Below are 22,900 nucleotides of genomic sequence, written 5' to 3'. Positions count from 1 at the left end.
ATCAGGGCAAGGCGCAAAGCGCAGCGATAGCGGGGCTATCGCGAGCATTTGCAACGCAGCCATGGTCGTTGCGCACATGGCAGGCACTTCGTTTCCTATTGTTACAGTCCACTAAAACATTGATTAACCAGGTTCTCTCGCATTCCTTCATGTCCACTCCTTCGCTTTGGCAACACGCCAACTTTCGCCGTCTGTATGCATCGACCATCAGCTTTTCGCTAGGCACACAAATCTATCAACTGGCCATGCCGCTGATACTCTACCAGTTGACGCAATCTGCCGGGGTCATGACGGGCATGCGCGCGGTTGAGTTGTTGCCTAACTTGCTGCTGGCAATGTTCATCGGTGTTTGGGTAGACCGCATAGACCGGGGCCGCTGGGCGCGCTTTGCCATTGTCGGCATCGTCGTGTTAACCGGCATGCAGGCAATGCTGCTGGATAATGGTGCGCGGGCACTGTCATTTTTCTTCATCACCGCCTTCCTGCTGATGACCCTGCATTACCTGTATGCGATATGCCGCATGGGTATGCTCAAAGAAATGCTGCCAGAACAATTGCTCTTGCCCGCCACCGGGCAGTTGACGGTGTTAAGCCAGGTCTTCAGCATACTTGGCCCGGCTTTGGCGGGCGCTGTGATTGCCATACGCATGGACCTGGGCCTGTGGTTGCCCATGGTTGCGATGATGCTGGCCGCCTGGTTGCTCAGGGATTTGCAACTGCCAGTGCGCAAGCCTGATCCCGATGGTTTCTGGAATGAGTGGCGCGATGGCTGGCGCGTGCTGGTCGCCAATAAACCCCTGTGGCACATGGCCTGGCTGGTGGTCATCATCAATGGCAGCGCGGGCGTGGTAGATGTACTCTTTTTGTTTCGCGCCCGTGACCAGTTGCAACTGGGCGCGGCTCAAGTCGGCCTGATGTATGGCGTGGCAGGCATAGGCGGCGTCATCGGCGGCCTGGTCGCCAGCCGCCTGCGCCAGCGCTTTGGCCTGGGCCGCCTGCTGGCGCTGGAATTGGGCGTCGAGGCCTGCTCCATGCTCTTGTTGGCCTGGGGCAATAGCATCCCCTTGTTGTTGCTGGCACTGAGCATCAACAGCTTTTGCACAGTCATCGGCAATGTCTGCGTCTGGGGCTATCGCCAGGAGAGTACAGACAGCCGCTACATAGGCCGCATATCCGGCCTCACCGGTTCGCTGTTCAAACTGCTGATGCCTGTGAGCCTGGTGTTGTCGGGGGCGCTGGTGGGTAGCTTACCGCTGGCGTGGATACTGAGTGCCTGTGCGGTCACGCATTTTTTGCTGGTGGTAGGGACGCGGGTGTCGGCGGTTTATGGGGTGAGGTAGGGGGAGCTTATTTGATCAGTTTTGCGGTAGCGGGCAATGGAAAAAATAGTGATGCAGATTGGTAAAGGTAATTCATAGTTTCAACAAAAAATATGCGACAAGGCAAGCATATGCCAATCCTATGATTTGCAAAATTCCAGAATAGTTCTTTGCTTTGTGCTGTTCCTGATTTGATAGGGGACGGTCCTCAAGCTTAGGTCCGTTGTCAGCTACTTTTAAATTTACCCAAAGTACGCAGGCCCAGACCAATTGACACAAGAGAACTGAATAATAATCATTATTTGGGCTGTTACCAAAGATTTTCGTCATTAGAAACACGCAAAAAAACAAGGGGATATAGTTCAATATTCCAATAATGGGCGCAATGGCAAGCAGAAACATTCCCTGGGCTGGCGAATTGTCTTTAAAACGGCGGGTCGCTGCTGGCACTATCAAACAGACGATAGGAGTAAAGAAAACAAAGGCGTCAATCCAACCAAAGGAGCCAAGTGAATTTGAACCTTTGCTAAATAGTAGGGTGAAACCCCAAGCAAAAAAACCAATGATCAGTGAAGTGATGGTACCAATGATCTGCTGCATTTAATTTTTCTTTATTTTTGTAGGTTAGTTTTGATCGGCTGGCCCATGTTGTAACTGAGCATTTCTTAATGCATCTGTATCACGGAAGGTTTAAGGCTACGCTGATTAAGTAAACGGATTCTATTCTCAAGCGTTAAAGACTGACAACCGAACAAGACGTTTGACTTCCATGAAACAACAGACACTGGCGATGGCAGAAGATCAGAATGCGAGCTTTGAACAACATCGCAAACCGACACGACGTGACGTTTTTCTCGACACGATGCACAAGATAGTGCCGTGGAAGGAACTCTGCGCAATCATTGAACCGCATTATCCGAAGCGCGGGAACGGTCGACCACCAATTGGCCTGGAACGAATGTTACGCATTCACTTCATCCAGCATTGGTTCAACCTGGCCGACTTTGCTTGCGAAGAAGCCCTATACGATAGCGTCAGCCTGCGTCGCTTTGTTGGCATAGATCTTGGCTGTGAGTCGGTGCCTGATGCCACCACGATGCTCAAGTTCCGGCATTTGCTGGAGCAGCATAAGCTCGCTGAACAGTTATTCACGGAAGTTGGCCGCGTTCTTAGCAGCAGCGGCATGAGTTTAAAGACAGGCACGATCGTCGATGCGACCATTATTGCTGCACCGAGTTCGACCAAGAACAGTGAGAAGCAACGTGACCCCGAAATGCGGCAAACGCGTAAGGGGAAGCAATGGTACTTTGGGATGAAACTGCATATCGGCGTCGACAGCCAAAGTGGGCTGACACATAGTGCTGTTGTGACATCAGCCAACGTTCATGACAAGCATCCCCTGCCCAAGCTGCTGCATGGGCGTGAAAAACGGGTGTACGGTGATAGTGCCTATGCCAGTCAAAAGAATTTGATTCTCTCCAAAGCACCAGGAGCCAAAGACTTTACCAATCAACGCACCCGCAAATCAGGGGAGATTGACGAGGTTGAGCGAGGCAAGAACCGCAATAAATCGAAGATCCGTGCGCGCGTTGAGCACGTCTTTGCGGTGGTCAAGCGCCTCTGGGGATTCAGCAAGGTGCGGTATTGTGGATTGGCAAAGAATGCCGCACGCGCATTTACTGCGCTGGCCTTGGCCAATATTTATTTATCGCGTCGGCACTTGCTGGTACAGGTGCGCCCATAGTGGACAAAAATGAGCAAAAACCCCATCAATGGCCTGATGGGGGGAGCAAAAATAGCTCGAACGACGCTTTTATCAATTGAATGTGCTACTTGGAGTTTCGTCCATCGAAAATTGATGCTTATTCAGCGTAGCCTTAAGTGCAATGCGAATTCAATGATGGATTTTTAAGTGTTCTTGAATTTGCAATTCAAGGCCATGCCTGCGCACTATGCAAGACCCTGAGTATGTTAATGGTACTTCTATCAATCGAATAAACGATGATGTAGTTGGGATGAACAACTGCTTCACGGGTTTTTTTGACACGGCCAGGTTTGTACATACGTGGGTTGAGCAAAAGCTGATCTGCCGTGTGCTCAAAAGCTTCATCAAGATCAATCGCAGCTTGTGGTTTGTCTTCTGCGATGTAGTCCATGATACGTTCGCGATCTGCCAGCGCGAGTGGTTTCCAGATTAGTTTCAAGCTTTGTTGCCCGCAATACGCTGCTTCAATGCTGCGCGCTTGGCGGCAAAATTTTGTTTGACATCTTCATTTGCGATACCAGGGGAAGGGTCATCCAGCGAAGCTTGCACTTGTTCACGAAACCACTTGTTGTAAGCGGCGGCTGCATGTGCCTGGCGCATGCGTTCTGAGGTGTCTTTCCGAACGCTGGTTTTATCTGATGCATCGCTGTGTTTGCTGGCATCGAGCAAATCGACGCGGGTGATATGCAATTCGGTTTTCAAGTAATCCATGCAGCGGTCAAGTGAGCGCCACACGCGAGGCTGGTCAGTTCTTTGTGCGCCCAGCGGTTTTTCTGTAATACCAAATTTCAGCATGACACCCCAACCGCCTGGCTGACCGATGATGGACGCGCCCTGTATGGCAGAGGCATCAAGCATGCGCTTGGCCATGGCGGTGTCTATAGTGTTGTTGCTCATTAAATACTTTCTGCTGAACTGTATTCGATGACTGAATTATGCATTTTATCTAATAAATATGCAATTGCTAGTAGATGAATGTGCAGAAATGATGATTCACGCAAACTTCACTCCTTCTCCGAAATTTTTGCCTCCCTATTTGACAAGCTGCAAAAACAGGATTATTCTATTCGGATGAAAACACTGAGCATACTCTTTTTTACCTCCGCCCTCCCGGCATGTCAGACGACATCCCGGGGCCGCTGATGTGTGCCCGTTGAAACTCTGATCAGATAGCATCAGGAAAAAACAAAGGCCCACAAGGGCCTTTTTTGTTTTCCAGTACTTTGTTTTCGGCGCTCTGTTTTTGCCCTTGATAACCAAAAACTGAGCACCATTTTAGTCAGCACTTTGTAGTGCCATTTGAAGCAAACATTCTCTCATTGAGGAGCCATATAACATGAAGTCAGCAGATGTAGAACGCGCGCGGGTCCACTGAAATGAGGGTGGTCGCATGGCCCCGCGGCGCTGTCACCAAGACAACCCACGACCGCTCGCTATGTAGAAAGACCCATCATGACGAACACTGTCCCCCGTGCCGCTTCCAACAAGGCATCTGCTCACTCTGCGCTCAACAATGTGCGCAACAACTGGCGCAACTTTGGCATCATCGCGCATATAGACGCTGGCAAGACCACGCTGTCTGAACGCATCCTGTTTAAAACTGGCGAAATCCACCGTACTGGCGAAGTCCATGAAGGCAATGCCACCATGGACACCATGGCACTGGAAAAAGAACGCGGCATCACCATTGGTGCAGCGGCGACCCGCTGCGTCTGGAACGGTCATGAATTCACGCTGATTGATACACCAGGCCACATCGACTTTGCGATTGAAGTTGAACGCTCCCTGCGCGTGCTGGACGGTGCCATCACCGTTTTGTCCGGCGTGGCTGGCGTGCAGCCGCAGACCGAGACTGTCTGGCACCAGGCCGAGAAACATGGCGTGCCGATGATCATCTTCGTCAACAAGATGGACCAGACCGGCGCTGACTTTGCCCGCGTCACAGAACAAGTGCGCAAGCAACTGGGTGCGCGACCTGTGCCGCTGGCGATACCTGTCGGTGCAGCGGATGAGTTTGGTGGCGTCATTGATGTCTTGCAACAGCGTCTGCTGCAATGGGATGCCAAGGGCAATATGACGGTGCTGGCTTTGCCCGCAGAATTGCAGGCGCAAGCGCTGGCGGCCTATGCGTATGCAGCCTCGGTTGCAGCAGAAGCGAGTGATGTGCTGACGGATGTTTATCTGGCGAATGACACGCTCAGCCAAGCAGAAATATTGCAAGGTTTGCGTACACTGACGCTGGCCAGAAAAGCCACGCCCATGCTGGCAGGTTCTGCGTATAAAAACGCAGGTATAGAGCCGCTGCTTGATGCCGTGATAGCCTGGCTGCCTGCACCTGATGACCGCGCTGCTCCTGTGGCAACGCTGAACGGTGACAGTGTGACCGTGGCAACTGGCGATGCTGATCCTCTGGCGGCGCTGGTGTTCAAGGTCACGCATGATGAACATGGCTCGCTTGCGTTTGTGCGTATTTATGGTGGTAGTTTGCATGAAGGTGCAACCATCTGGAATGCGACTCTCGATGCACCTGTGCGCATAGGCCGTCTGTATGTCGTGCATGCTGACAAACGTACGTCGGTGGCTGAGGCAACAGCGGGCAGTATCATCGCCATCGCCAACCTGAAAGACGCGCTGACAGGCCAAACCCTGTCTGGCAAGTCGCAGCCGTGGACGCTGGAAACCATTCATGCTGGCGAGCCTGTGGTGGCGCTGGCGGTTGAGCCCGGCAGTGGTACTGACCGTGCCAAGATGTTGGCAGTGCTAGACAAGTTCCGTCGTGAAGACCCGTCTTTGCGTCTGGAAAATAATGTCGAAACTGGCGAGACCATCTTGTGGGGCATGGGTGAATTGCATCTGGATGTGGTGCTGGAGCGTGCTCGCCGTGAAGCAGCGGTGGATATACGTGTCGGTGCGCCGCATGTGGCTTACAAGGAAACCATGGGCCTGCCTGTGGTCGAAGCAGAAGGCAAGCTGGACAAGCAAAACGGTGGCAAGGGCATGTATGCCCGCGTTGTTGTGCGGCTTGAGTTGCTTGATGAAGGCGAGTTTGCCTTTGCCAATGTCGTCAAGGGCGGCGTGATACCAACGGCGTTTTTCCCGGCTGTTGAAAAAGGCGTGCAGCAGGCCATGCAACAAGGCCCGCTTGGGCAAAAAGTGACTGGCGTCAAAGTCACTTTGCTTGATGGTGATTTCCATGCCGTTGACAGTAACGAAATGGCTTTCATCATCGCCGCCAAAGAAGCGGTGCTGGCAGGCTTGCGCAAGGCCAAACCGGTCTTGCTTGAACCGGTCATGAAAGTGACTGTTGATGCTCCCGCCATTAACACGGGCGACGTTATCGGCGACTTGCAAAAACGCAGTGGCCGTGTCTTGGGCATCACCGAGAACACAGGCCGTGTTGAAGTCGTGGCTGATGTGCCTTTGACCAGGTTGTTCGGCCATACGAACGACTTGCGTTCCTTGTCACAGGGCAGGGCGTTTGCCAGTGCGACGTATGCAAGGCATGCGGCTTGTGATGTGAATGAGGCGTCGTTTGTGTAAGGCCATGTAGTAATGGCAGATGATGGGCAGGCGGTAGTTGGGTTTGCCTGTTGTCTGCAAGCAAGTCAAAAAAGCCAGGGCGGGTGCTCTGGCTTTTTTGTGGTTTATTTATCATTTAATGCTAAATTACCTGTTAAATTTAATTATTGTTGCTAATATAAGAAACAGCAAACATTAGTAAAATATAAAACCATATGAAAAACATGGCTCATTGAAGCATGTAGATATTGATGTAAAGCAATACGTGTATTCTTGTGCGCGCCATAATAAATATTGGGGCAGAGATTGTTGAGTACAGGCAGAACCTGTCCCCGTTTGTTTTCCGGCGCAAGAGCCTGATTGTGCGCTGATCTGCACCAGGGGTCAGGCCCAGATCCATCGATTTTGTATAGATACAAAATGCGTCCATAGCACCAAAATGGTGTGCGGATTTTTAATCGGGCACGAGCTTTCGTGACTGGTGATAGCAGCGGATTTGGAGCACAGCATGTCAACACATCCTGACACCCAGGCAAACGATTTTTCAGATTCACCCTGCGAGTTTCTCGCCTTTCGCCTAGGCGGCGAAGAGTATGGTGTGGATATCCAGAAAGTGCAGGAACTACGTGGCTACGAGCCAGTCAGCACCATTGCTGGTGCGCCTGCTTATCTCAAAGGTGTCGTCAATTTGCGTGGCGTCATCATCCCTATCTTTGACATGCGTATCCGCCTCAAGCTGGGTACGGCAAGCTATGACGATACAACGGTCGTCATTATCTTGCATTCATCAAACCGCATGGTGGGTATTGTCGTTGATGGCGTCTCTGACGTGACCACGCTTACCCCAGAGCAAATCAAACCAGCACCCAGTTTCAACACCGATTTCAATGCAGACTACGTCACAGGGCTTGGGCTGCAAGACGATCGCATGTTAATCCTGATTAATTTGGATGCGCTGCTGCAGGACAAGGAATTGGACGTCGCCACTGCCACCGCCTGACGTAAAAAAGCATCTGGATTTCATGTAGATAGGTGTCGCAGCTATTCTGTCATCGTGGGTCAATGTCGTCGCAATTTCTTGAAGAGGTGAGCTCCCATGCGCAATAATCAACCAGTCAGCGGAAAAGAAGTTGAAGTGAAAGACGGGCAGTCCATCGTTTCCAAAACGGATCTCCAGGGCAATATCCAGTATTGCAATCCCACCTTTATTGAAATCAGCGGTTTTGAAGAGCATGAGCTGATCGGTTCGCCGCATAATCTGGTACGCCATCCAGATATGCCCGTCCAGGCGTTTGCCGATATGTGGAGTACTGTCAAGGAAGGCCGCCAGTGGGATGCCATGGTCAAGAACCGTTGCAAAAATGGCGACCACTATTGGGTAAGGGCGAACGTTACGCCCGTCATCGAAAAGAATCAGGTAGTTGGTTATATGTCGGTCAGGACCAAGCCCAGCCGTGCCGAGATTGATGATGCAGAAAAACTGTACCAGCGCATGCGTGAAGACAAGAGTGGCAGCATGAAACTGCATCATGGGCAACTGGTACAGACCGGCCTGAAGGGTAGGATACAACGTGGGCTGGAAATGTCTGGTACGGCGAGGCTCACCCTGGGCATGCTGGCCATCTTTGCCGTCGTCGCGGCTGGCAGTGTGGCGCACTTCATGCGCTCTGGCTTGCAGTTGTTTGACCTGGCCATCTTGTGCCTGGCCAGCGCATTGATCGCCTGGAATGGTTTTGCCATTCATCGTGCTTACCTGAAGCCTTTACAGCAAGCCGTTCAGGCTGCCCGCACCATGGCAGGTGGTGACCTGACTGCAGTCGTCCCCAAGGGCGATAACAGTGACATGGGGCAACTCATGCAAGCCATGCGGCAGATGAATATCAATCTTGTTGCCATCATTAATGACGTTCGTAGTAACGTCAATTCCATTGCCAGGGGCAGCAGGGAGATTGCAGACGGCAATATGGACCTGTCCAACCGCACAGAATCCCAGGCATCGAGCTTGCAGGAAACTGCCGCCAGCATGGAGCAGTTTGCATCTACCATCAAGCAAAATTCGGATAGTTCGGCGCAAGCAAGCCAACTCGCAGAAGCCACCTCCAGGGTGGCGCAGCAAGGTGGTGAGATGGTCAATAAGGTGGGCACCACCATGCATGAAATCAGCGACTCGGCAAAAAGTATAGAGAACATTATCAGCCTGATTGACGGCATTGCCTTCCAGACTAATATCCTGGCACTGAATGCGGCAGTAGAGGCAGCCCGCGCTGGTGAGCAGGGGCGTGGCTTTGCGGTGGTTGCCAGTGAAGTGCGCAATCTTGCCCAACGCTCTGCCGGTGCCGCCAAAGAGATCAAGACACTCATCGGCGACTCCATGAGCAAGGTCGGCACGGGCAATAAACTGGTTGAAGAAGCAACCAGTACCATGTCGCAACTGGTGACCTCAGTGCAAAATGTCACGAGCATTATTCATGAAATCAGCAATGCCAGCCGTGAACAGAGCGATGGTGTAGAGCAAATGAACCAGGCCATTACCCAAATGGACGAACTGACACAACAAAATGCAGCCATGGTGGAAGAGGCCGCTGCATCTTCTGGTAGCCTTGCTGAAGAAAGCAAGCATCTGCAACAAGCCATCAGCGTTTTCAAGCTGAATGACGGTAGTGTGGTTTCCGCTCACGCCAGGCAGGTCAGCGTGCACCGCGCAGACGGGGCGATGCCAGTTTCGGCCGCAGGCACAAAACCGAAAGCCAGGCAATTACAGTACAAGGCCGCTTGAGGCGCTTGCGCAGGCAATTGCTTAGACCCTGGCAAGTAAAGACAGAGTCAGGAAAAAAGCCAGGGTTGTTACCCTGGTTTTTTTGCAGGTATAGAGAGGCAAGCTTTTTGTACGATTTTGGTGCGCTTTTGATGTACTTTTCTTGGGCGCTGATGCTCTCTCGATAAGAAACCGGGTTTGCGCTCAGATAGTCAGGCCTTTACGCACTACAAACCAGCATTATTGCCTTGTGCAGTGGTACAAAAATTGCTGGTGATAAATATCCCATTGCATATCAGGACGTATTTCTCACCATGCATGACTCTACTCCACTGTCCTCTCTTTCATTCCTGCCAGAGTATGTAGAACACTGCACCACGCCTGAACTGCTTGCCTTGCTGGCGCAGGCGTCGGTGCTTGATCCGGTCGAGCAGGCTGCGGCTTTTGGGCGCTGGTGGTTTCATCCTGGCAGCGAAGAAATGGTCTTGTCTATGGCTGCTGCCACCCTGTTGGGTGTGCAGGCAGGCTGGCATGCCAGCCCTGCGAGCAGTTTTAACAGGGTGCTGCTGGAAGACATGCGCCAAGGCTATGGCTTCCTGCAAAGCGTTGATGCCAGGCGCACTTCGCTGGAATGGGAGTGCCGCATTTTTATTGAGGGCAGCGGCTTGCGCTGGTTGCGCCTGACATCAATTGCCAGAGCGCATACCCACGAACTTTGCGAAGGCATACTGACTGACATTACGGCGGCCAAACATGCGGCCATGCGCGAACGGCTCAGTTTCGAAAGCACGCGCTTGTTTGTTGGCGCAGATTCCATAGGCAGTGCCGTTACCAAAGTCATCCAGCTCGTGTGTCAAAACCTGGGCTGGGACTGGGGTGCCTATTGGGCTGTAGAGACCGACAGCCAGGGCGAGCGCAAACTCAGCTTGCAAAATTACTGGCATGCGCAACATGAGTCCCTGACCATGTTTACCCAGGATAGTCAGGCCATGCAGGTGCGACCAGGCATAGGACTGGTAGGGCAGGTGTGGCAGCAAGGTGAGCCACGCTGGGTAGAGAACATGGATGGCGATGAAGATTTCTTGCGCAATCAAAGTGCTAGCCGTTGCCAGTTACGTTCTGGTTATATCTTCCCGGTTGCCTATATCACAGACGAAGGTGAACGCCACTGCCCCGGTGTGCTGGAATTTTATAGTCACTTGACACGTCAGAGCGAAGCACAATTGCCGACGCTCTCAGCCACCATAGGCGCACTGATTGCACAGACAGCGCAACGATTGGAGCAGCAGGAAACCATACGCCTGCTGGCACAAATTGATGGCCTGACCGAGCTGGCCAACCGCAGCCATTTTTACCAGATACTCGACAGCACCTGCAAGCGCAGTGCCGTCAACGGTGCAGTATTTGGCCTTATTTTTATTGACCTTGACCGTTTCAAGCCTGTTAATGACGCCTTTGGTCATGAGGCTGGCAATGTTGTCCTGCGTGGTTTTTCACAGCGTCTGCAAGCTTTGGCCATACCGGGCAAACTGGTCGGCAGGCTGGGTGGCGATGAGTTTGCCATCCTGTACCAGCCCGATGGTTCTGAGACACTCTTCAATGAACAGCTTGATCGCCTAGTCAAGCAAGTGCTGCATGCAGCGCAATTGCCTTTCATGTTCAATGGCCATGAGCTTGCCGTGTCTGCCAGCATAGGCATCAGCATCTATCCCGACAATGGCCTGACCGGGCCTGAGCTATTGCGGGGTGCGGACACCGCCATGTACCGTATCAAGAAAAGCGGCCGTAATGCCGTCAGTTATTTTTCCAGCAGCACCTCATACACCCTGGCCGTACAGCAATCCGACCTGGCCCAACGCCTGACCATGGAGGCAGAGCTGCATCAGGCCATCGCCGACGATGACCTGTATCTGGAATACCAGCCCATCTTCGCTGGTAACGGTCAGATTCATGCCATAGAAGCCCTGATACGCTGGCGCCGCGCCAATGGCGACATCGTGCGCCCGGATATTTTTATCCCCATCGCAGAAGAAAGCCGTCTCATCATCCAGATCGGCAACTGGGTAGTACACCGCGCCTGTCATGACCTGGCACGCCTGCACCGCTCTGGCTTTGAGAATTTAAAGGTACATGTCAACATGGCCGCCTCTGAATTCACCTCCAGCACCTTGCCCGACGAATTGCGCGCCATCGTCGATAAATCCGGCATCAAACCACACCACCTCTGCCTGGAACTGACAGAGAGCATGCTCATGCAACAGCCAGACCACGTCATCCCCATTATGAGTATGTTGCGGCGTATGGGCTTTGGCATCAGCCTCGACGATTTTGGCATGGGTTATTCTTCACTCGCTCATTTAAAAAACCTGCCCATCTCCTCGATGAAGATAGACCGCTCTTTCATCATGGGCCTGCCCCAGCAAAGCGAAGACCGCGCCATCGTCCGCACCATCATAGAACTGGGCCGTAACCTGCATTTGAATGTGATTGCTGAAGGCGTGGAGACGGACAATCAACTGGCATTCTTGCGGCAGTTTGGCGACACGCTGATACAGGGCTTTGTGCTGAGCAGGCCACTGCATGTCGATGACTTGATACGGGTGTATGGGGCAGAACTGGATTTGCCTGTTACCACCAATAGGTAGGGTATGTTGTCAGGCATCTTGCAGATGGCCATTTGATTTCTGTTGCATTGTCAAATCTTATACTCGCGTCAAATAGCATGCGTCTGACAAGCATCACCAGCATTCACAACTGCTTACATTAATTGCTGTTTATTCTACCCAGTTTACTATACTGATCTCCAGCTGCCGACAACTTGCGCAGCGTCTGCCCTCTTGCCAACTTCTTCCGGCAGGAACGTTCCATTCAATCAGCACGAAGTTCTTACATTCACCCTATTTTATTCGGAGACCGTATGAATGCGATCAAACTTATTTTGATGTTCGTTGCAGCAATGGCAGTTCAAATCAGCACTGCACATGCCGGGAATATCTCCTTGCGTGTTGCTTATAGCGATGGCAGGCAGAGCGCCAGTTTTACACCAGTTCACGCCGAGCTTGGCGAATTTGCCCTGACGCCCAGCTTGGCAGATGGCGGCCAGACAGAGAAGTGGCGCGTCGTCGCCAAAAATGCACAGGGGGCTGTCATCCATGAAGTGCTGGTGAGGAATGCACAGCAGCGTCATATAGAAGCTTTCGACCCCAAAACCGGGGCCATTGAAGTGTCTCAGCAAGTCAGGCAGGCAGACGGTGTCTTTGAGGTGTCGATGCCTTTTGATGCAAAGATCGCCAGCATAGAAATCCTGCAGCAATCCATGGGGGCCGCGGGCGATACTCGTATGACACCTGTACCACCGCAGCAGACCGTATTTGGCCGTGCTGCGCTGGAAAAAATGCTGCGCAGCAGCCAGTTGGCACGCATGCGGGCCCCGCCACCTGCTGCAACTGTCACCACCATCGTCAATAATGGTCCGGCAAATGCGCGCATGGATCTGGTCTTTGTTGGCGACGGATATACCGCTGCCGAGATGGGCAAATGGCGTACTGACGCGCAGAGAGTGATAGATGGTTTTCTGGCCGACCCTCTGTTTGTCGCCAACCGCGCCAGCATGAATGTACACCGTGTCGATGTCGCCAGTAATCAATCCGGAGCCGATGAGCCGGATAAAGGTGTTTACCGCGACACCGCCATGGATGGCAGCTTTTATTGCTATAACATCGACCGCCTGCTCTGCGTGAATTCGACCAAGGTGTACAACATCATCGGTTCTGTGCTCGCGCCTGACCAGCGCGATGTTATCGTCGTCGTGTCCAACTCCACGCGCTATGGCGGCTCTGGCGGTGAAATCGCTACCTTGTCGATGAATGCCCAGTCCGTAGAAATTGCCCTGCATGAGATTGGCCACACCGCCTTTGCACTGGCCGACGAATATGATTATGGCACCTGCAACCAGGGGGCAGAGCCGACTTCGAGTAACGTCTCACTCAACGGCACGCGCAATGTCAAATGGGGGCGCTTAATCGCCTCTACAACTGCCGTGCCGACCGGCCTGGGGCAATATCCCAATGGTACGGTTGGTACCTTCCAGGGCGCGCAATATTGCAAGACAGGGAAATACCGCCCCACAGAAAATTCACGCATGCGCACGCTTGGCTATCCATGGCATGCCGTTAACGAAGGACTGGCGAGGGCCGTGTTTGCTTCATACGGACAGCCTACAGGCGGCCTGGTCACCCAGACAGGTTCCCTGACCAACGGCGCGACAGCCAATGCACCCAGCGCATCACCCGGCTATATCCAGGCAGGCAGCGGCACCTTCAGCATACAACTGAGCGGGCCAGCGGGCACCGACTTTGACCTCTACCTCTACAAATATTCAGGCAGCGCCTGGACCAAGGTAGCCAGCAGCGAAGGCAGCACATCGACCGAGTCTATCAACTACGCTGGCACGGCCGGCTACTACTATGTGCAAGTCAAATCGTATTCTGGCAGTGGCAATTACTCGGTGACGTATTTGTTCCCACCGCAGTAGAGATGGGATGGGCGTTTTGAGATGCTGTCTGGCAAAACGCCCATTCTTTTCTTGGTGAAAGCAAGACCAACAATCTCACCACAGAGGCACAGAGACACAGAGGGGGCGGTGGGCATAGAAAATACCAGGCAATATCTTCTTTTAGTCTCTTGCATTCCTCTTTGGTGCATCAGAGAATTCGTGCGGTATACCGCATGCCTGCGGAACAAAGACTGCTTGCAAGCAGTCTTTCCTTCCTCTGTGTCTCTGTGTCTCTGTGGTGAGTTTTTTGGTCTTGTGTGTTTCGCTGCTCAGCGTACTCCACGTTCACTGCTTAGGTTAGTAAAATTATTCTGCGACCCGCGGCCAGCTAAACCTGAACACTGCCCCGCGTGGCTGGTTGGCAGCAAGGCTGATGCTGCCGCCTAGCGACTCTATGGTTTTCCTGATGACGGCCAGGCCCATGCCGCTGCCTTCTACTTCGTCGCGGGGGCGCAGGGTCTGGAACATGGCGAAGACGCGTTCATGATGTTCTGGGGGAATGCCTGTGCCGTCGTCGGCGACTTCGAAGATATAGTGTGTATCTTCGGGCGAGGCAACAGAGCGCACGATGATGTGGCCGCTTTTTTTGTCGTGGTGTTTGATGGCATTGCTGATGAGATTGCGCAAAACCAGTTCGAGGGCGGCTTTGTGGGTGGGGGCTTTGGGGAAGCTGCCTTGCAATTCAAGATCGAAAGAGGCGTCGCTGCAGCATAGTTCAAAGACATCGCGCACCAGTTCGGCAAAGTCAACGGTGATGATGTTGCCGCCAAGTTTGTCGGCGCGAAAGTAGAGCAGCAAGTCTTCCAGCAATTTTTCCATGCGGGTGATGCGCACGCGCATGAGGTGCAGGTGTTCGCGGGTTTCTTCGTTGATCTGGCCTTCCAGGTCTTCGGTGATCCACATGGCCAGTTGGCTTACGCCGCGCAAGGGGGCTTTCAAGTCATGCGAGGCGACATAGGCAAAATCTTTTAACTCTTGATTGCGGCGTGAGAGTTCATCGATGAAGTGCTGGCGTTCGGAGATGTCGACAATGGCAGAGAGTATCTTGGCGCCGTCGGCAGTGTCGATGGGGTTAAGACCGATCTCGACCGGGAACTCGCTGCCGTCCTTGCGCAGGGCATACAATGTGGGAGCTGGTTGCATTTGTTGCATTTGTGGCGCTTGTGGTTCATGGTGCTGCTTGCGAAAGCGCTCAGGTACGAGCAGGTCAAACGCGAGTCCCACCAGTTCGGCACGCTGGTAACCAAAGATTTTTTCTGTGCGGTCGTTGACCATTTCTATCAAGCCGTTCTGGCCCACCAGCACCATGGCATTGGGGGCAGCATTGACGACCAGGCGGAAATGCCTTTCGCTTTGGGCGAGACGGGCAGCGAGTTTATAGCCATTGCTAAAGTCGCGTGCAGAAAGGGACAGGCCAAAGATCCGGCCCGCTGCATCACGGATGGCGGAGATGCTCAGTGACACCGGCAGCTCGTTGCCATCGGCGTGCTGGCCCATGGTTTCAAACTGGCCGATGGCGCTGCCTTGCTCCAGCAGTTGTATCAGGGTCAGGTGATCCGGCAATTGACCAGCGGGGAAGAGCAGGGCAAAGGCCTGACCGAGTATGGCCTCAGGCGCATGGCCAAACAGCAGGCTGGCGGCATGATTCCAGCTGATGATATGGCCATTGAGGTCGCTACCGATGATGGCGTCTTCTGATGAATTGACAATGGCAGCCAGTAATTCCAGGCTTGCCTGAGATGTCATGGATGTCCTGTTCTTGTCTGACATCGCCATGACTATGCCTCGACTGTTTTACGTGGCCAGGTGAACCTGAAGATGGCTCCGCGTGGCTGGTTGTCGCTGAGGGCGATGCTGCCACCCAGGGATTCTATGGTTTTCTTGATGATGGCCAGGCCCATGCCACTACCTTCTACTTCATCGCGCGGGCGCAAGGTCTGGAACATGGCAAACACGCGTTCGCGGTGTTCTGGCGCAATGCCGGGGCCGTCGTCGCAGACGGCAAATTCCAGCCATTGATCATTCGGGATGGCTTGCACGACGATGCAGCCTTGCCTGGTGTCGTGATGTTTGATGGAATTGCTGATGAGATTGCGAAACACCAGTTCCAGCGGTACTTTGTGCGTATGGTAGCGCGGGAATTCGCCCTGCAATTCCAGCCTGAACGATTTGTCGGAGCAGCAGAGATCAAACACATCGCGCACCAGTTCAGCAACGTCTATGCGTTCTACCGAACCACCTGATTGCCCGGCACGGAAGTAGAGCAGCAAATCATCCAGCAGTTTCTCCATGCGTTTGATGCGCATGCGCATCAGGCGCAGGTGTTCATTTGTTTCGTCATCGATCTTGCCGGCCAGGTCTTCAGTCAGCCAGGTGGCCAGTTGGTCGACGCCGCGCAAGGGCGACTTGAGATCATGCGAGGCGACATAGGCAAAACTATTCAATTCCTGGTTGCGCCGTGACAGTTCATCGGTGAAGCGTTTGCGTTCAGAGATGTCGACAATGGCAGACAGCACCTTCAGGCCATCGGCAGTTTGTATGGGATTGAGGCCAATTTCTATCTGGAATTCGCTACCATCCTTGCGCAAGCCAAACAGGTCACGGCCTGTGCCCATGGCGCGGGTGCTGGGGCTGGCGAAGTAACTGCTGCGCAAACCGGGATGCTGTGGCCGGAAGCGGGCCGGGATGAGGATTTCCATGGGCTGGCCCAGTAGTTCTTCACGCTGATAGCCAAACAGGTGCTCGGTCTGGGCATTCACCATTTCTATCTTGCCCAGGCTATCTATCATCACCATGGCATTCGGCGCGGCTTCGACGACGAGGCGGAAGCGCTCTTCCTGGCGCTTGCGTTCGCTAATATCGACGATGGCTGACAAGACCTTGATGCCGTCGGCAGTTTCTATGGGGTTGAGACCGATTTCCACCGGAAACTCGCTGCCGTCCTTGCGCAGGCCAAACAGGTCACGGCCAGAACCCATGCTGCGACTGCTTGGCTGTGTGAAAAAATTGCTGCGCAAGCCAGGGTGGTGGGCGCGAAAGCGGGCCGGTATCAGCACTTCCATGGGCTGGCCCAGCAATTCTTCACGCGCATAGCCAAAGATGGCCTCAGTCTGTGCATTCACCATTTCTATCTTGCCCTGGCTGTCTATCATCACCATGGCATTTGGTGCGGCTTCCACCACCAGGCGGAAGCGTTCTTCCTGGCGTTTGCGTTCAGTAATATCGACAATCGCCGACAAAACCTTGATGCCGTCGGTAGTTTCTATGGGGTTGAGGCCTATCTCTACCGGGAATTCGGTGCCATCCTTGCGCAAACCATACAACTCGCGTCCCTGACCCATGGTGCGACTGACGGGGTTGGCGAAGTAGCCAGTGCGCAGGCTGGGATGATGACGCTGGAAGCGAGAGGGGATGAGGATTTCCAGCGGCTTGCCCAGCAATTCTGATCGGGTATAGCCAAAGATAGTTTCGGCCTGAGTGTTCACCATTTCTATCAGGCCACGGCGGTCTATCATCACCATGGCATTCGGCGCCGCATCCACCACCTGGCGGAAATGACGTTCGCTTTGCGTCAGGCGGGCGGCGATGCGGTAGCCTACGCTGAAGTCACGCGCAATCAGCGACAGGCCGATGATGTTGTCACCCTCGTCGCGTATGGCCGAGATGGTCAGGGCCACCGGCAGTTCTGTGCCATCCTGGCAGCGCCGCATGGTTTCAAAATGACCTATCGAGGCACCTTGTTGCAAGAGTTTGATGAGCGAGAGATGATCGGGCAATTGCCCGGACGGGAAGAGACTGGTAAAGGGGCGCTGGTAAATTGCCGTGACGCTATAGCCAAACAGGATTTCTGCCGCATGGTTCCAGCTCAGGATATTGCCGCTGAGGTCGCTGCCTATGATGGCATCATCGGCCGAGGCGACGATGGCAGCCAGCAGGGCGTGCTGCTCATTCACACAGTTTGACGGGCGATTGCTAGCTGTGTCATTCTGGTCCAATTGGTTCATGGCGGAAGCTTCCGGTCAGGTAGCGATCTTCAAATTCACTCGATGGTATCGGGCGAGAATACAAATAACCCTGTAAAAGCTCACAACCGCGGTCGGCACAGAATCGCGCCTGATGTTCGGTTTCTATCCCTTCTGCCACCAGCGACAATTCCATGGTCTGGGCAAAGGCGATCATGGCAGCCAGCAGGCGCTCCGGTGAATCACCCTTGCCGACACCGGCGACAAAGCTCTGGTCTATCTTCAGCACATGGATGGGGAAGAGTTTCAAATGCCCAAAGGAAGAATAACCCGTGCCAAAATCATCGAGTGAGAGCTTGACGCCGCGCCCAACCAGCTTGTGCAGGATGGTGGCGACATGATGGGGGTCGCGTATCAATGCATTCTCGGTAATTTCCAGCTCCAGGTAACTGGGATCAAGGCCACTGGTCAGCAAAGCTTCATCGACGGTATAGATGAGATTGTCGCCCTGCAGCTGGATGGCTGAGACATTGACTGCCATGGTCAAGTCTTGTGCGTGCAAGAACGGCAGCGAGCGCCATTCCTGTAACTGGGCGCAGGCGGTGCGCATGACCCACTGGTCGATCTCGAACATCAATCCCAGTTCTTCTGCCATGGGCAGGAATACGCCGGGTGTCAGCACACCTTCGACAGGGTGGTGCCAGCGCAGCAGCGCTTCCATGCCACCTATGCGGCCATCAAAAGGGTTGATCTTGGCCTGGTAATACACTTGCAATTGCTCATTGCGCAGGGCGTGGCGCAAATCACGTTCCAGGTACATGCGGTGGCGCACGGCCTGGTGTAACTGATCAGAATAAAAATGGCTCTGGTTGCGCCCCTCTTGCTTGGCGCGGTACATGGCAATGTCGGCGCATTTCATGAGCTCGGTCGCATCATTGGCGCACGAGCCAAAGACGGCAATGCCTATGCTCATGGTGACATGCCATTCCAGGCCATCCAGTACGATGGGTTTTTTGAAGGCTTCGACGATGCGGCTGGCCAGCAAAATAGCCTGGTCGATTCTTTCCATATCCTGCACCAGCACCACGAATTCATCGCCACCCAGTCGTGCCAGCAAGTCGCTGCCACGGGTGGTGGTGCCCAGGCGGCGCGCCACCTTGATGAGCAACTGGTCGCCAATGGCATGGCCGTAGGTGTCGTTCACATTCTTGAAACGGTCCAGGTCCAGCAGCAGCACCGCCATTTTTCCATGCAGGTTTTCGCGCTTGGCACGGCTGACGGCAAAGGCCAGGGCACGTTCAAAATCATAGCGATTGGCCAGGCCAGTCAGGGCATCATGCTCGGCCAGTTCGCGCAACTGGTTATAGCTGCGGCTGAGTTCGGCTTCGAGTTTATGACGGTGGCGTGCCTGGTGCAGGGCGCGCATCAGCCGTCGTGCATTGACTTCTTCTTTTAACAAAAAATCTTGCGCCCCGGCGTCTATGGCTTGCTCGGCCAGGCTGACGTCTTCCTGGTGCGTCAGCATGATGATGGCAGCATGGTGGGTCTTGTCGAGGCGCAGGCTTTTTAATACTTCTATGCCGTCACGGTCAGGCAGGCGGTAATCCAGCAAAATGACATCGAATAAGGTCTCTTTGGCTTTGAGCAAGCCATCCAGCGCGTTGCTGGCTTCGACGATCCTGACGCTGACCGAAACCTGTTTGAGCGCCCGGATAACGTTGCGCCTGTCAACTTCATCATCATCGATGATGAGGATGTCGAGAGTGGAAGTTTGGAGGGGGGCGCTCAGTATCATGTTTGTACCTCAGGCTACAGGCAGCTCAACTACGCGCCAGTAATGATCCAGCATTTCAGTGACGCGCATGAAACCGTCACCGACATGCTGTTTGACGATATAGCCAGCCACATGCTTGGAATAAGCCATCAGCTTGTCCTGGTCATCTTGTGAAGTGGTCAGCACAAACACCACGGCAGAGCTCAGGTTTTTGTCCAGACGCAATTCAGCCAGCAACTCTTGCCCGTTCATGCGCGGCATATTGATGTCCAGCAAGATGATATAAGGCTTGGGCAGGCCTTCGGGCGAGCGCAGGATTTCCAGCGCTTCAACGCCATCGCGGGCGCGCACAATTGGGTTGGCGATCTTGAGTTTTTTCAGAGCGCGTTCTATACCCAGGACGTCTACATCATCGTCATCGACGACCAGAATGGTGACTGGCCGGGTTTGCGGAATGCTGTCATTCATTAGACATCCTTTCTCCTGCGCTCGTTTATAAATAATACTCTACGGCAATATCATTGCAATGTGAATTTTGTAACAGTTTCCCTTGAGGCGATTGTGTCAGCCTGGCCAGCCCATAGACAAATTGTCTTTAAATGATGAAATTAAAACATGATTACCAAATTTACATCTATGTTATGCAATTGTATATGGGCCTGCAATATTGATATGTATTATTTTTAATTTATTAACATTCAATAAGCAATTTGTTGCAAAGCGGCCTGCAAGTCGCTGATGAGATCATCCACATCCTCCTGCCCTGAGTGCAGGTACGCCACGCGGCGATTGTCTGGCAGCATTTCCAGCACGTTGTTGATGGTGAATGGCAGACATGACCAGGCTCGACTATCCAACCCGGCGCGTGCCTGTGACAACTTATTGCAGGCTGCTAAAGAAATGGGCAAGGCGGATTGGCTAACAACTGACTCAAGGCAAGGCATACTGATAGCAGCCATGCTGCCCGATCGTCAATTTCGGTGGGGGAAGACGACGCTTGGTTCTATATTTCCATCGTGCTGGATTTGTTCAAACGTGAAGTGATAGGCAGGTCACTCACACCGAGAGTACGCGGTCACCTGTGTTGAACATGGCCGGGTTTCGTCGCAACCAATGCGACTATTCCGGCTCAGATAAAGTCCCGCTTCGTACCCTGAATATGTAATGTCATCAAGATAGCGAATACTGCGACGAGCACTTGTACTGTCACGATAGTCGTTGCAGTGGTGTTCCACATCATGACTGGACCATACACGAAATGCGCAACCGGATCGAGAAAGGCGATAGTCCACAAATAAGCGGACGTACCCAACTCGAAGATCAAAATGGAAAGAACGGTCATCGGCAGCGACTGGAAAAGCAAGCTGACACTCAGTATGCAGGTGTAGGCGACAAATATGCCCAGAAATACCATGGTAACAAATGGAACCGCGCCCTGTGGAAAGAGCCCAAGCCCAAAGGCGAAGTAAAATGCAACCGCACTGACCACCAGCCAGAAGACGGTAAATACCGGCAGGTTGATCAATAGCTTTGCTTGAGTGAATTCCTTCGCTGAGACTGGCAGGCTCATGATGAAGGGCTGTGTGGATTTTTCTTTCTCAAACACGTTTGTCTTCATAAGTAGAACAATGCCGCATGTCGCAGCAGGCCCAAGCAGCATCATAAAGCCGATATTGATAAGCACCCAGTTTGGAATGTTTCCATGGAGCAGCGGCAAAATGCCGATGAAGCTCAGACTCACCAGAGCAAACATCAGTATGGTGCGGTAAACGAGAAGGAAATCTTTTTTGACAAGCTGGGGGATGATCGAGACGTTCATTGGATAAACTCCATCATTGTCATTGCCTTGGCGCATTTGACGTTTGCGAGAAATATCTCTTCGAGGCTCAAGCGTTCGATGGCTGTGATGACCTGGCCTGCGCTGTTGAATTGCGCGGGAACGGATTCATCATATTCATTGACAGTCACCGCACACAGATGACCGCTCTGCTGAATATCCTTGATATTTGGCAGGTTTGGCAAAGGTTTGCTTTGCATATTGGTCAGGCGCAGTCTGCGCCAGCCATCCATGAAATCTTCTTTGTTGCGGGATTCGATGATGCGGCCGCCATAGATAAAGGTGATGTAGTCGGATATCTGCTCTATATCCAAAGTATTGTGTGATGAAAAAAGAATGGATCGTGTTTCGTCTGCAAGCGCATTCATCATTTCGTCGAGCACTTCCTTCCTGACTGCCGGATCCAGGCCAGTGGTTGGCTCGTCGAAAACCAGCAATCTGGGCCGTCGTGCCAAGGCTAACAACAACGTAGCCTTGACTCTTTGGCCGTGGGACAGGCCTTTGACCTTTTGATGCTTATGCAAGTCGAAGCGGCGCAACAGGATGTCGGCATAGTCGGCGTCCCAGGTGTCAAATATCGATTTGATGAAATCCATGTGAAAAGCAATTGTTTCGCTCTCATAAAGCCGCATGTCATCTGAGATGAAACCGATATTGCGCTTGGCCGCGATTTGCTCGTCTGGCATGGCATGCCCCAATACCCTGATGGAGCCAGCGTCTGGCCCCAGCAAGCCCATCACCAATCGCAAGATCGTCGATTTGCCGGCGCCGTTAGGACCGACCAGCCCCATTACTGCACCTTGCTCGAAAGACAGATCAACGCCTTGCAGCTTAAAATGGCTGTAATCCTTGGTAAGGCCTTTACACTCTACTGCAAGCGGCAAATCCATCCGGTTTTCTCCCTATTCCATAAACTGCTTTATCAGTTGCAGTATTTTGTCTTCTGGTATGGCAAGTGATTTTGCCAATTTGCTGGCCTGCTCCAGATGCTGGATTAACTCTTGTTTCTGAACTGTGGCCAGGTCAAGCGTGTCGCTTACCCAGCTTCCTTTGCCCTGCTGGGTAATAATTACTCCTTCTCGCCCCAATTCCAGATAGGCACGCTTGACCGTGATAATGCTTAACTTGGTTTCCGTAGCCAGCTCGCGAACGGAGGGTAAAAGTGTATTGGGCGGCCAATCGCCAACGGCGATCCGCTGTTTAATTTGTTCCATGATCTGCTGATACATGGGACTTCTATCTGTTTGAGAAAACACAAAACCATATTTCATATACACAGTATATACAGATAAATTAATGTTATGCAAGCCATCATGATGAAAATTTGATTCAGGATGCGTGGGATACCAAGCCGCGCTGTCTGGCCTGCACAAATTGTAACTTTTGATTACACTTTTGCCATGCAAGCTGTGAG

Annotated in this window: 18 protein-coding genes; 7 read left to right on the top strand and 11 right to left on the bottom strand. The window is 52.9% G+C overall.

Annotated elements, in window-relative coordinates; translation table 11 throughout:
* Positions 1-149: 149 nt before the first annotated feature.
* Positions 150-1,340 (top strand): MFS transporter, encoded by a 1,191-nt coding sequence (locus H8L47_RS10235; protein WP_186953500.1) that lies wholly within the window; start codon positions 150-152, stop codon positions 1,338-1,340.
* Between the two features lie 72 nt (positions 1,341-1,412).
* On the opposite strand, the gene H8L47_RS10230 is transcribed toward H8L47_RS10235, so the two are convergent.
* The gene (locus H8L47_RS10230; RefSeq protein WP_186953499.1) at positions 1,413-1,919 is read right to left on the bottom strand and encodes a hypothetical protein; all 507 of its coding nucleotides are present in this window, start codon (positions 1,917-1,919) and stop codon (positions 1,413-1,415) included.
* 169 nt (positions 1,920-2,088) lie between these two features.
* On the opposite strand from H8L47_RS10230, the gene H8L47_RS10225 reads away from it, so the two are divergent.
* Entirely contained in the window at positions 2,089-3,063 is a 975-nt protein-coding gene (locus tag H8L47_RS10225) for an IS5 family transposase (protein ID WP_186953498.1), read from the top strand.
* Between the two features lie 187 nt (positions 3,064-3,250).
* Here the strand turns inward: H8L47_RS10225 and H8L47_RS10220 are convergent, their stop codons facing one another.
* Together H8L47_RS10220 and H8L47_RS10215 are read right to left on the bottom strand one after the other, a co-directional pair.
* Entirely contained in the window at positions 3,251-3,523 is a 273-nt protein-coding gene (locus H8L47_RS10220; protein ID WP_186953497.1) for a type II toxin-antitoxin system RelE/ParE family toxin, read from the bottom strand.
* The gene (locus H8L47_RS10215; protein WP_186953496.1) at positions 3,520-3,981 is read right to left on the bottom strand and encodes an antitoxin PaaA2 family protein; all 462 of its coding nucleotides are present in this window, start codon (positions 3,979-3,981) and stop codon (positions 3,520-3,522) included. Before H8L47_RS10215 ends, H8L47_RS10220 begins: the two co-directional genes overlap by 4 nt.
* A 555-nt stretch (positions 3,982-4,536) precedes the next feature.
* On the opposite strand from H8L47_RS10215, the gene fusA reads away from it, so the two are divergent.
* The 5 genes from fusA (at position 4,537) to H8L47_RS10190 (ending at position 13,892) form a co-directional block, all read left to right on the top strand.
* On the top strand, positions 4,537-6,624 hold the full coding sequence (gene fusA / locus H8L47_RS10210; RefSeq protein ID WP_186953495.1) for an elongation factor G: 2,088 nt from the start codon (positions 4,537-4,539) through the stop codon (positions 6,622-6,624).
* 487 nt (positions 6,625-7,111) lie between these two features.
* Positions 7,112-7,603 (top strand): chemotaxis protein CheW, encoded by a 492-nt coding sequence (locus H8L47_RS10205; RefSeq protein WP_186953494.1) that lies wholly within the window; start codon positions 7,112-7,114, stop codon positions 7,601-7,603.
* A 96-nt stretch (positions 7,604-7,699) separates the two neighbouring features.
* Positions 7,700-9,379 carry a PAS domain-containing methyl-accepting chemotaxis protein gene (locus H8L47_RS10200; protein ID WP_186953493.1) on the top strand — a complete coding sequence of 560 codons (1,680 nt, stop codon included), beginning with the start codon at positions 7,700-7,702 and terminating at the stop codon, positions 9,377-9,379.
* A 293-nt stretch (positions 9,380-9,672) separates the two neighbouring features.
* On the top strand, positions 9,673-12,003 hold the full coding sequence (locus H8L47_RS10195) for a putative bifunctional diguanylate cyclase/phosphodiesterase (RefSeq protein ID WP_186953492.1): 2,331 nt from the start codon (positions 9,673-9,675) through the stop codon (positions 12,001-12,003).
* Positions 12,004-12,275: 272 nt separating this feature from the next.
* A complete protein-coding gene (locus H8L47_RS10190) occupies positions 12,276-13,892 on the top strand; it encodes a M64 family metallopeptidase (RefSeq protein ID WP_186953491.1) in 1,617 nt (538 codons plus the stop codon).
* A 327-nt stretch (positions 13,893-14,219) separates the two neighbouring features.
* Here H8L47_RS10190 and H8L47_RS10185 read toward each other — a convergent pair whose 3' ends face one another.
* The 8 genes from H8L47_RS10185 to H8L47_RS10150 all read right to left on the bottom strand — a co-directional run bounded on the left by H8L47_RS10185 (position 14,220) and on the right by H8L47_RS10150 (position 22,715).
* On the bottom strand, positions 14,220-15,659 hold the full coding sequence (locus H8L47_RS10185) for a sensor histidine kinase (protein ID WP_186953490.1): 1,440 nt from the start codon (positions 15,657-15,659) through the stop codon (positions 14,220-14,222).
* A 32-nt stretch (positions 15,660-15,691) separates the two neighbouring features.
* Positions 15,692-17,917: a PAS domain-containing sensor histidine kinase gene (locus tag H8L47_RS10180; protein WP_186953489.1), complete on the bottom strand. Its 2,226-nt coding sequence runs from the start codon at positions 17,915-17,917 to the stop codon at positions 15,692-15,694.
* On the bottom strand, positions 17,895-19,670 hold the full coding sequence (locus H8L47_RS10175; protein ID WP_186953488.1) for a putative bifunctional diguanylate cyclase/phosphodiesterase: 1,776 nt from the start codon (positions 19,668-19,670) through the stop codon (positions 17,895-17,897). Before H8L47_RS10175 ends, H8L47_RS10180 begins: the two co-directional genes overlap by 23 nt.
* Before the next feature lie 9 nt (positions 19,671-19,679).
* Entirely contained in the window at positions 19,680-20,117 is a 438-nt protein-coding gene (locus H8L47_RS10170; protein ID WP_186953487.1) for a response regulator, read from the bottom strand.
* Positions 20,118-20,347: 230 nt separating this feature from the next.
* Positions 20,348-20,608 carry a PLP-dependent aspartate aminotransferase family protein gene (locus H8L47_RS10165; RefSeq protein WP_222616485.1) on the bottom strand — a complete coding sequence of 87 codons (261 nt, stop codon included), beginning with the start codon at positions 20,606-20,608 and terminating at the stop codon, positions 20,348-20,350.
* A gap of 170 nt (positions 20,609-20,778) precedes the next feature.
* Positions 20,779-21,468 carry a hypothetical protein gene (locus tag H8L47_RS10160; protein ID WP_186953485.1) on the bottom strand — a complete coding sequence of 230 codons (690 nt, stop codon included), beginning with the start codon at positions 21,466-21,468 and terminating at the stop codon, positions 20,779-20,781.
* Positions 21,465-22,376 carry an ABC transporter ATP-binding protein gene (locus H8L47_RS10155; RefSeq protein ID WP_186953484.1) on the bottom strand — a complete coding sequence of 304 codons (912 nt, stop codon included), beginning with the start codon at positions 22,374-22,376 and terminating at the stop codon, positions 21,465-21,467. Before H8L47_RS10155 ends, H8L47_RS10160 begins: the two co-directional genes overlap by 4 nt.
* A 12-nt stretch (positions 22,377-22,388) precedes the next feature.
* Positions 22,389-22,715 carry a GntR family transcriptional regulator gene (locus H8L47_RS10150; RefSeq protein WP_186953483.1) on the bottom strand — a complete coding sequence of 109 codons (327 nt, stop codon included), beginning with the start codon at positions 22,713-22,715 and terminating at the stop codon, positions 22,389-22,391.
* Positions 22,716-22,900 lie beyond the last annotated feature (185 nt).

The sequence above is a fragment of the Undibacterium umbellatum genome (assembly GCF_014284125.1).
Lineage (GTDB): Bacteria > Pseudomonadota > Gammaproteobacteria > Burkholderiales > Burkholderiaceae_D > Undibacterium > Undibacterium umbellatum.
The sequence above is the reverse complement of the archived record's forward strand: the minus strand, read 5'-3'. Positions and strand labels throughout refer to the sequence as shown.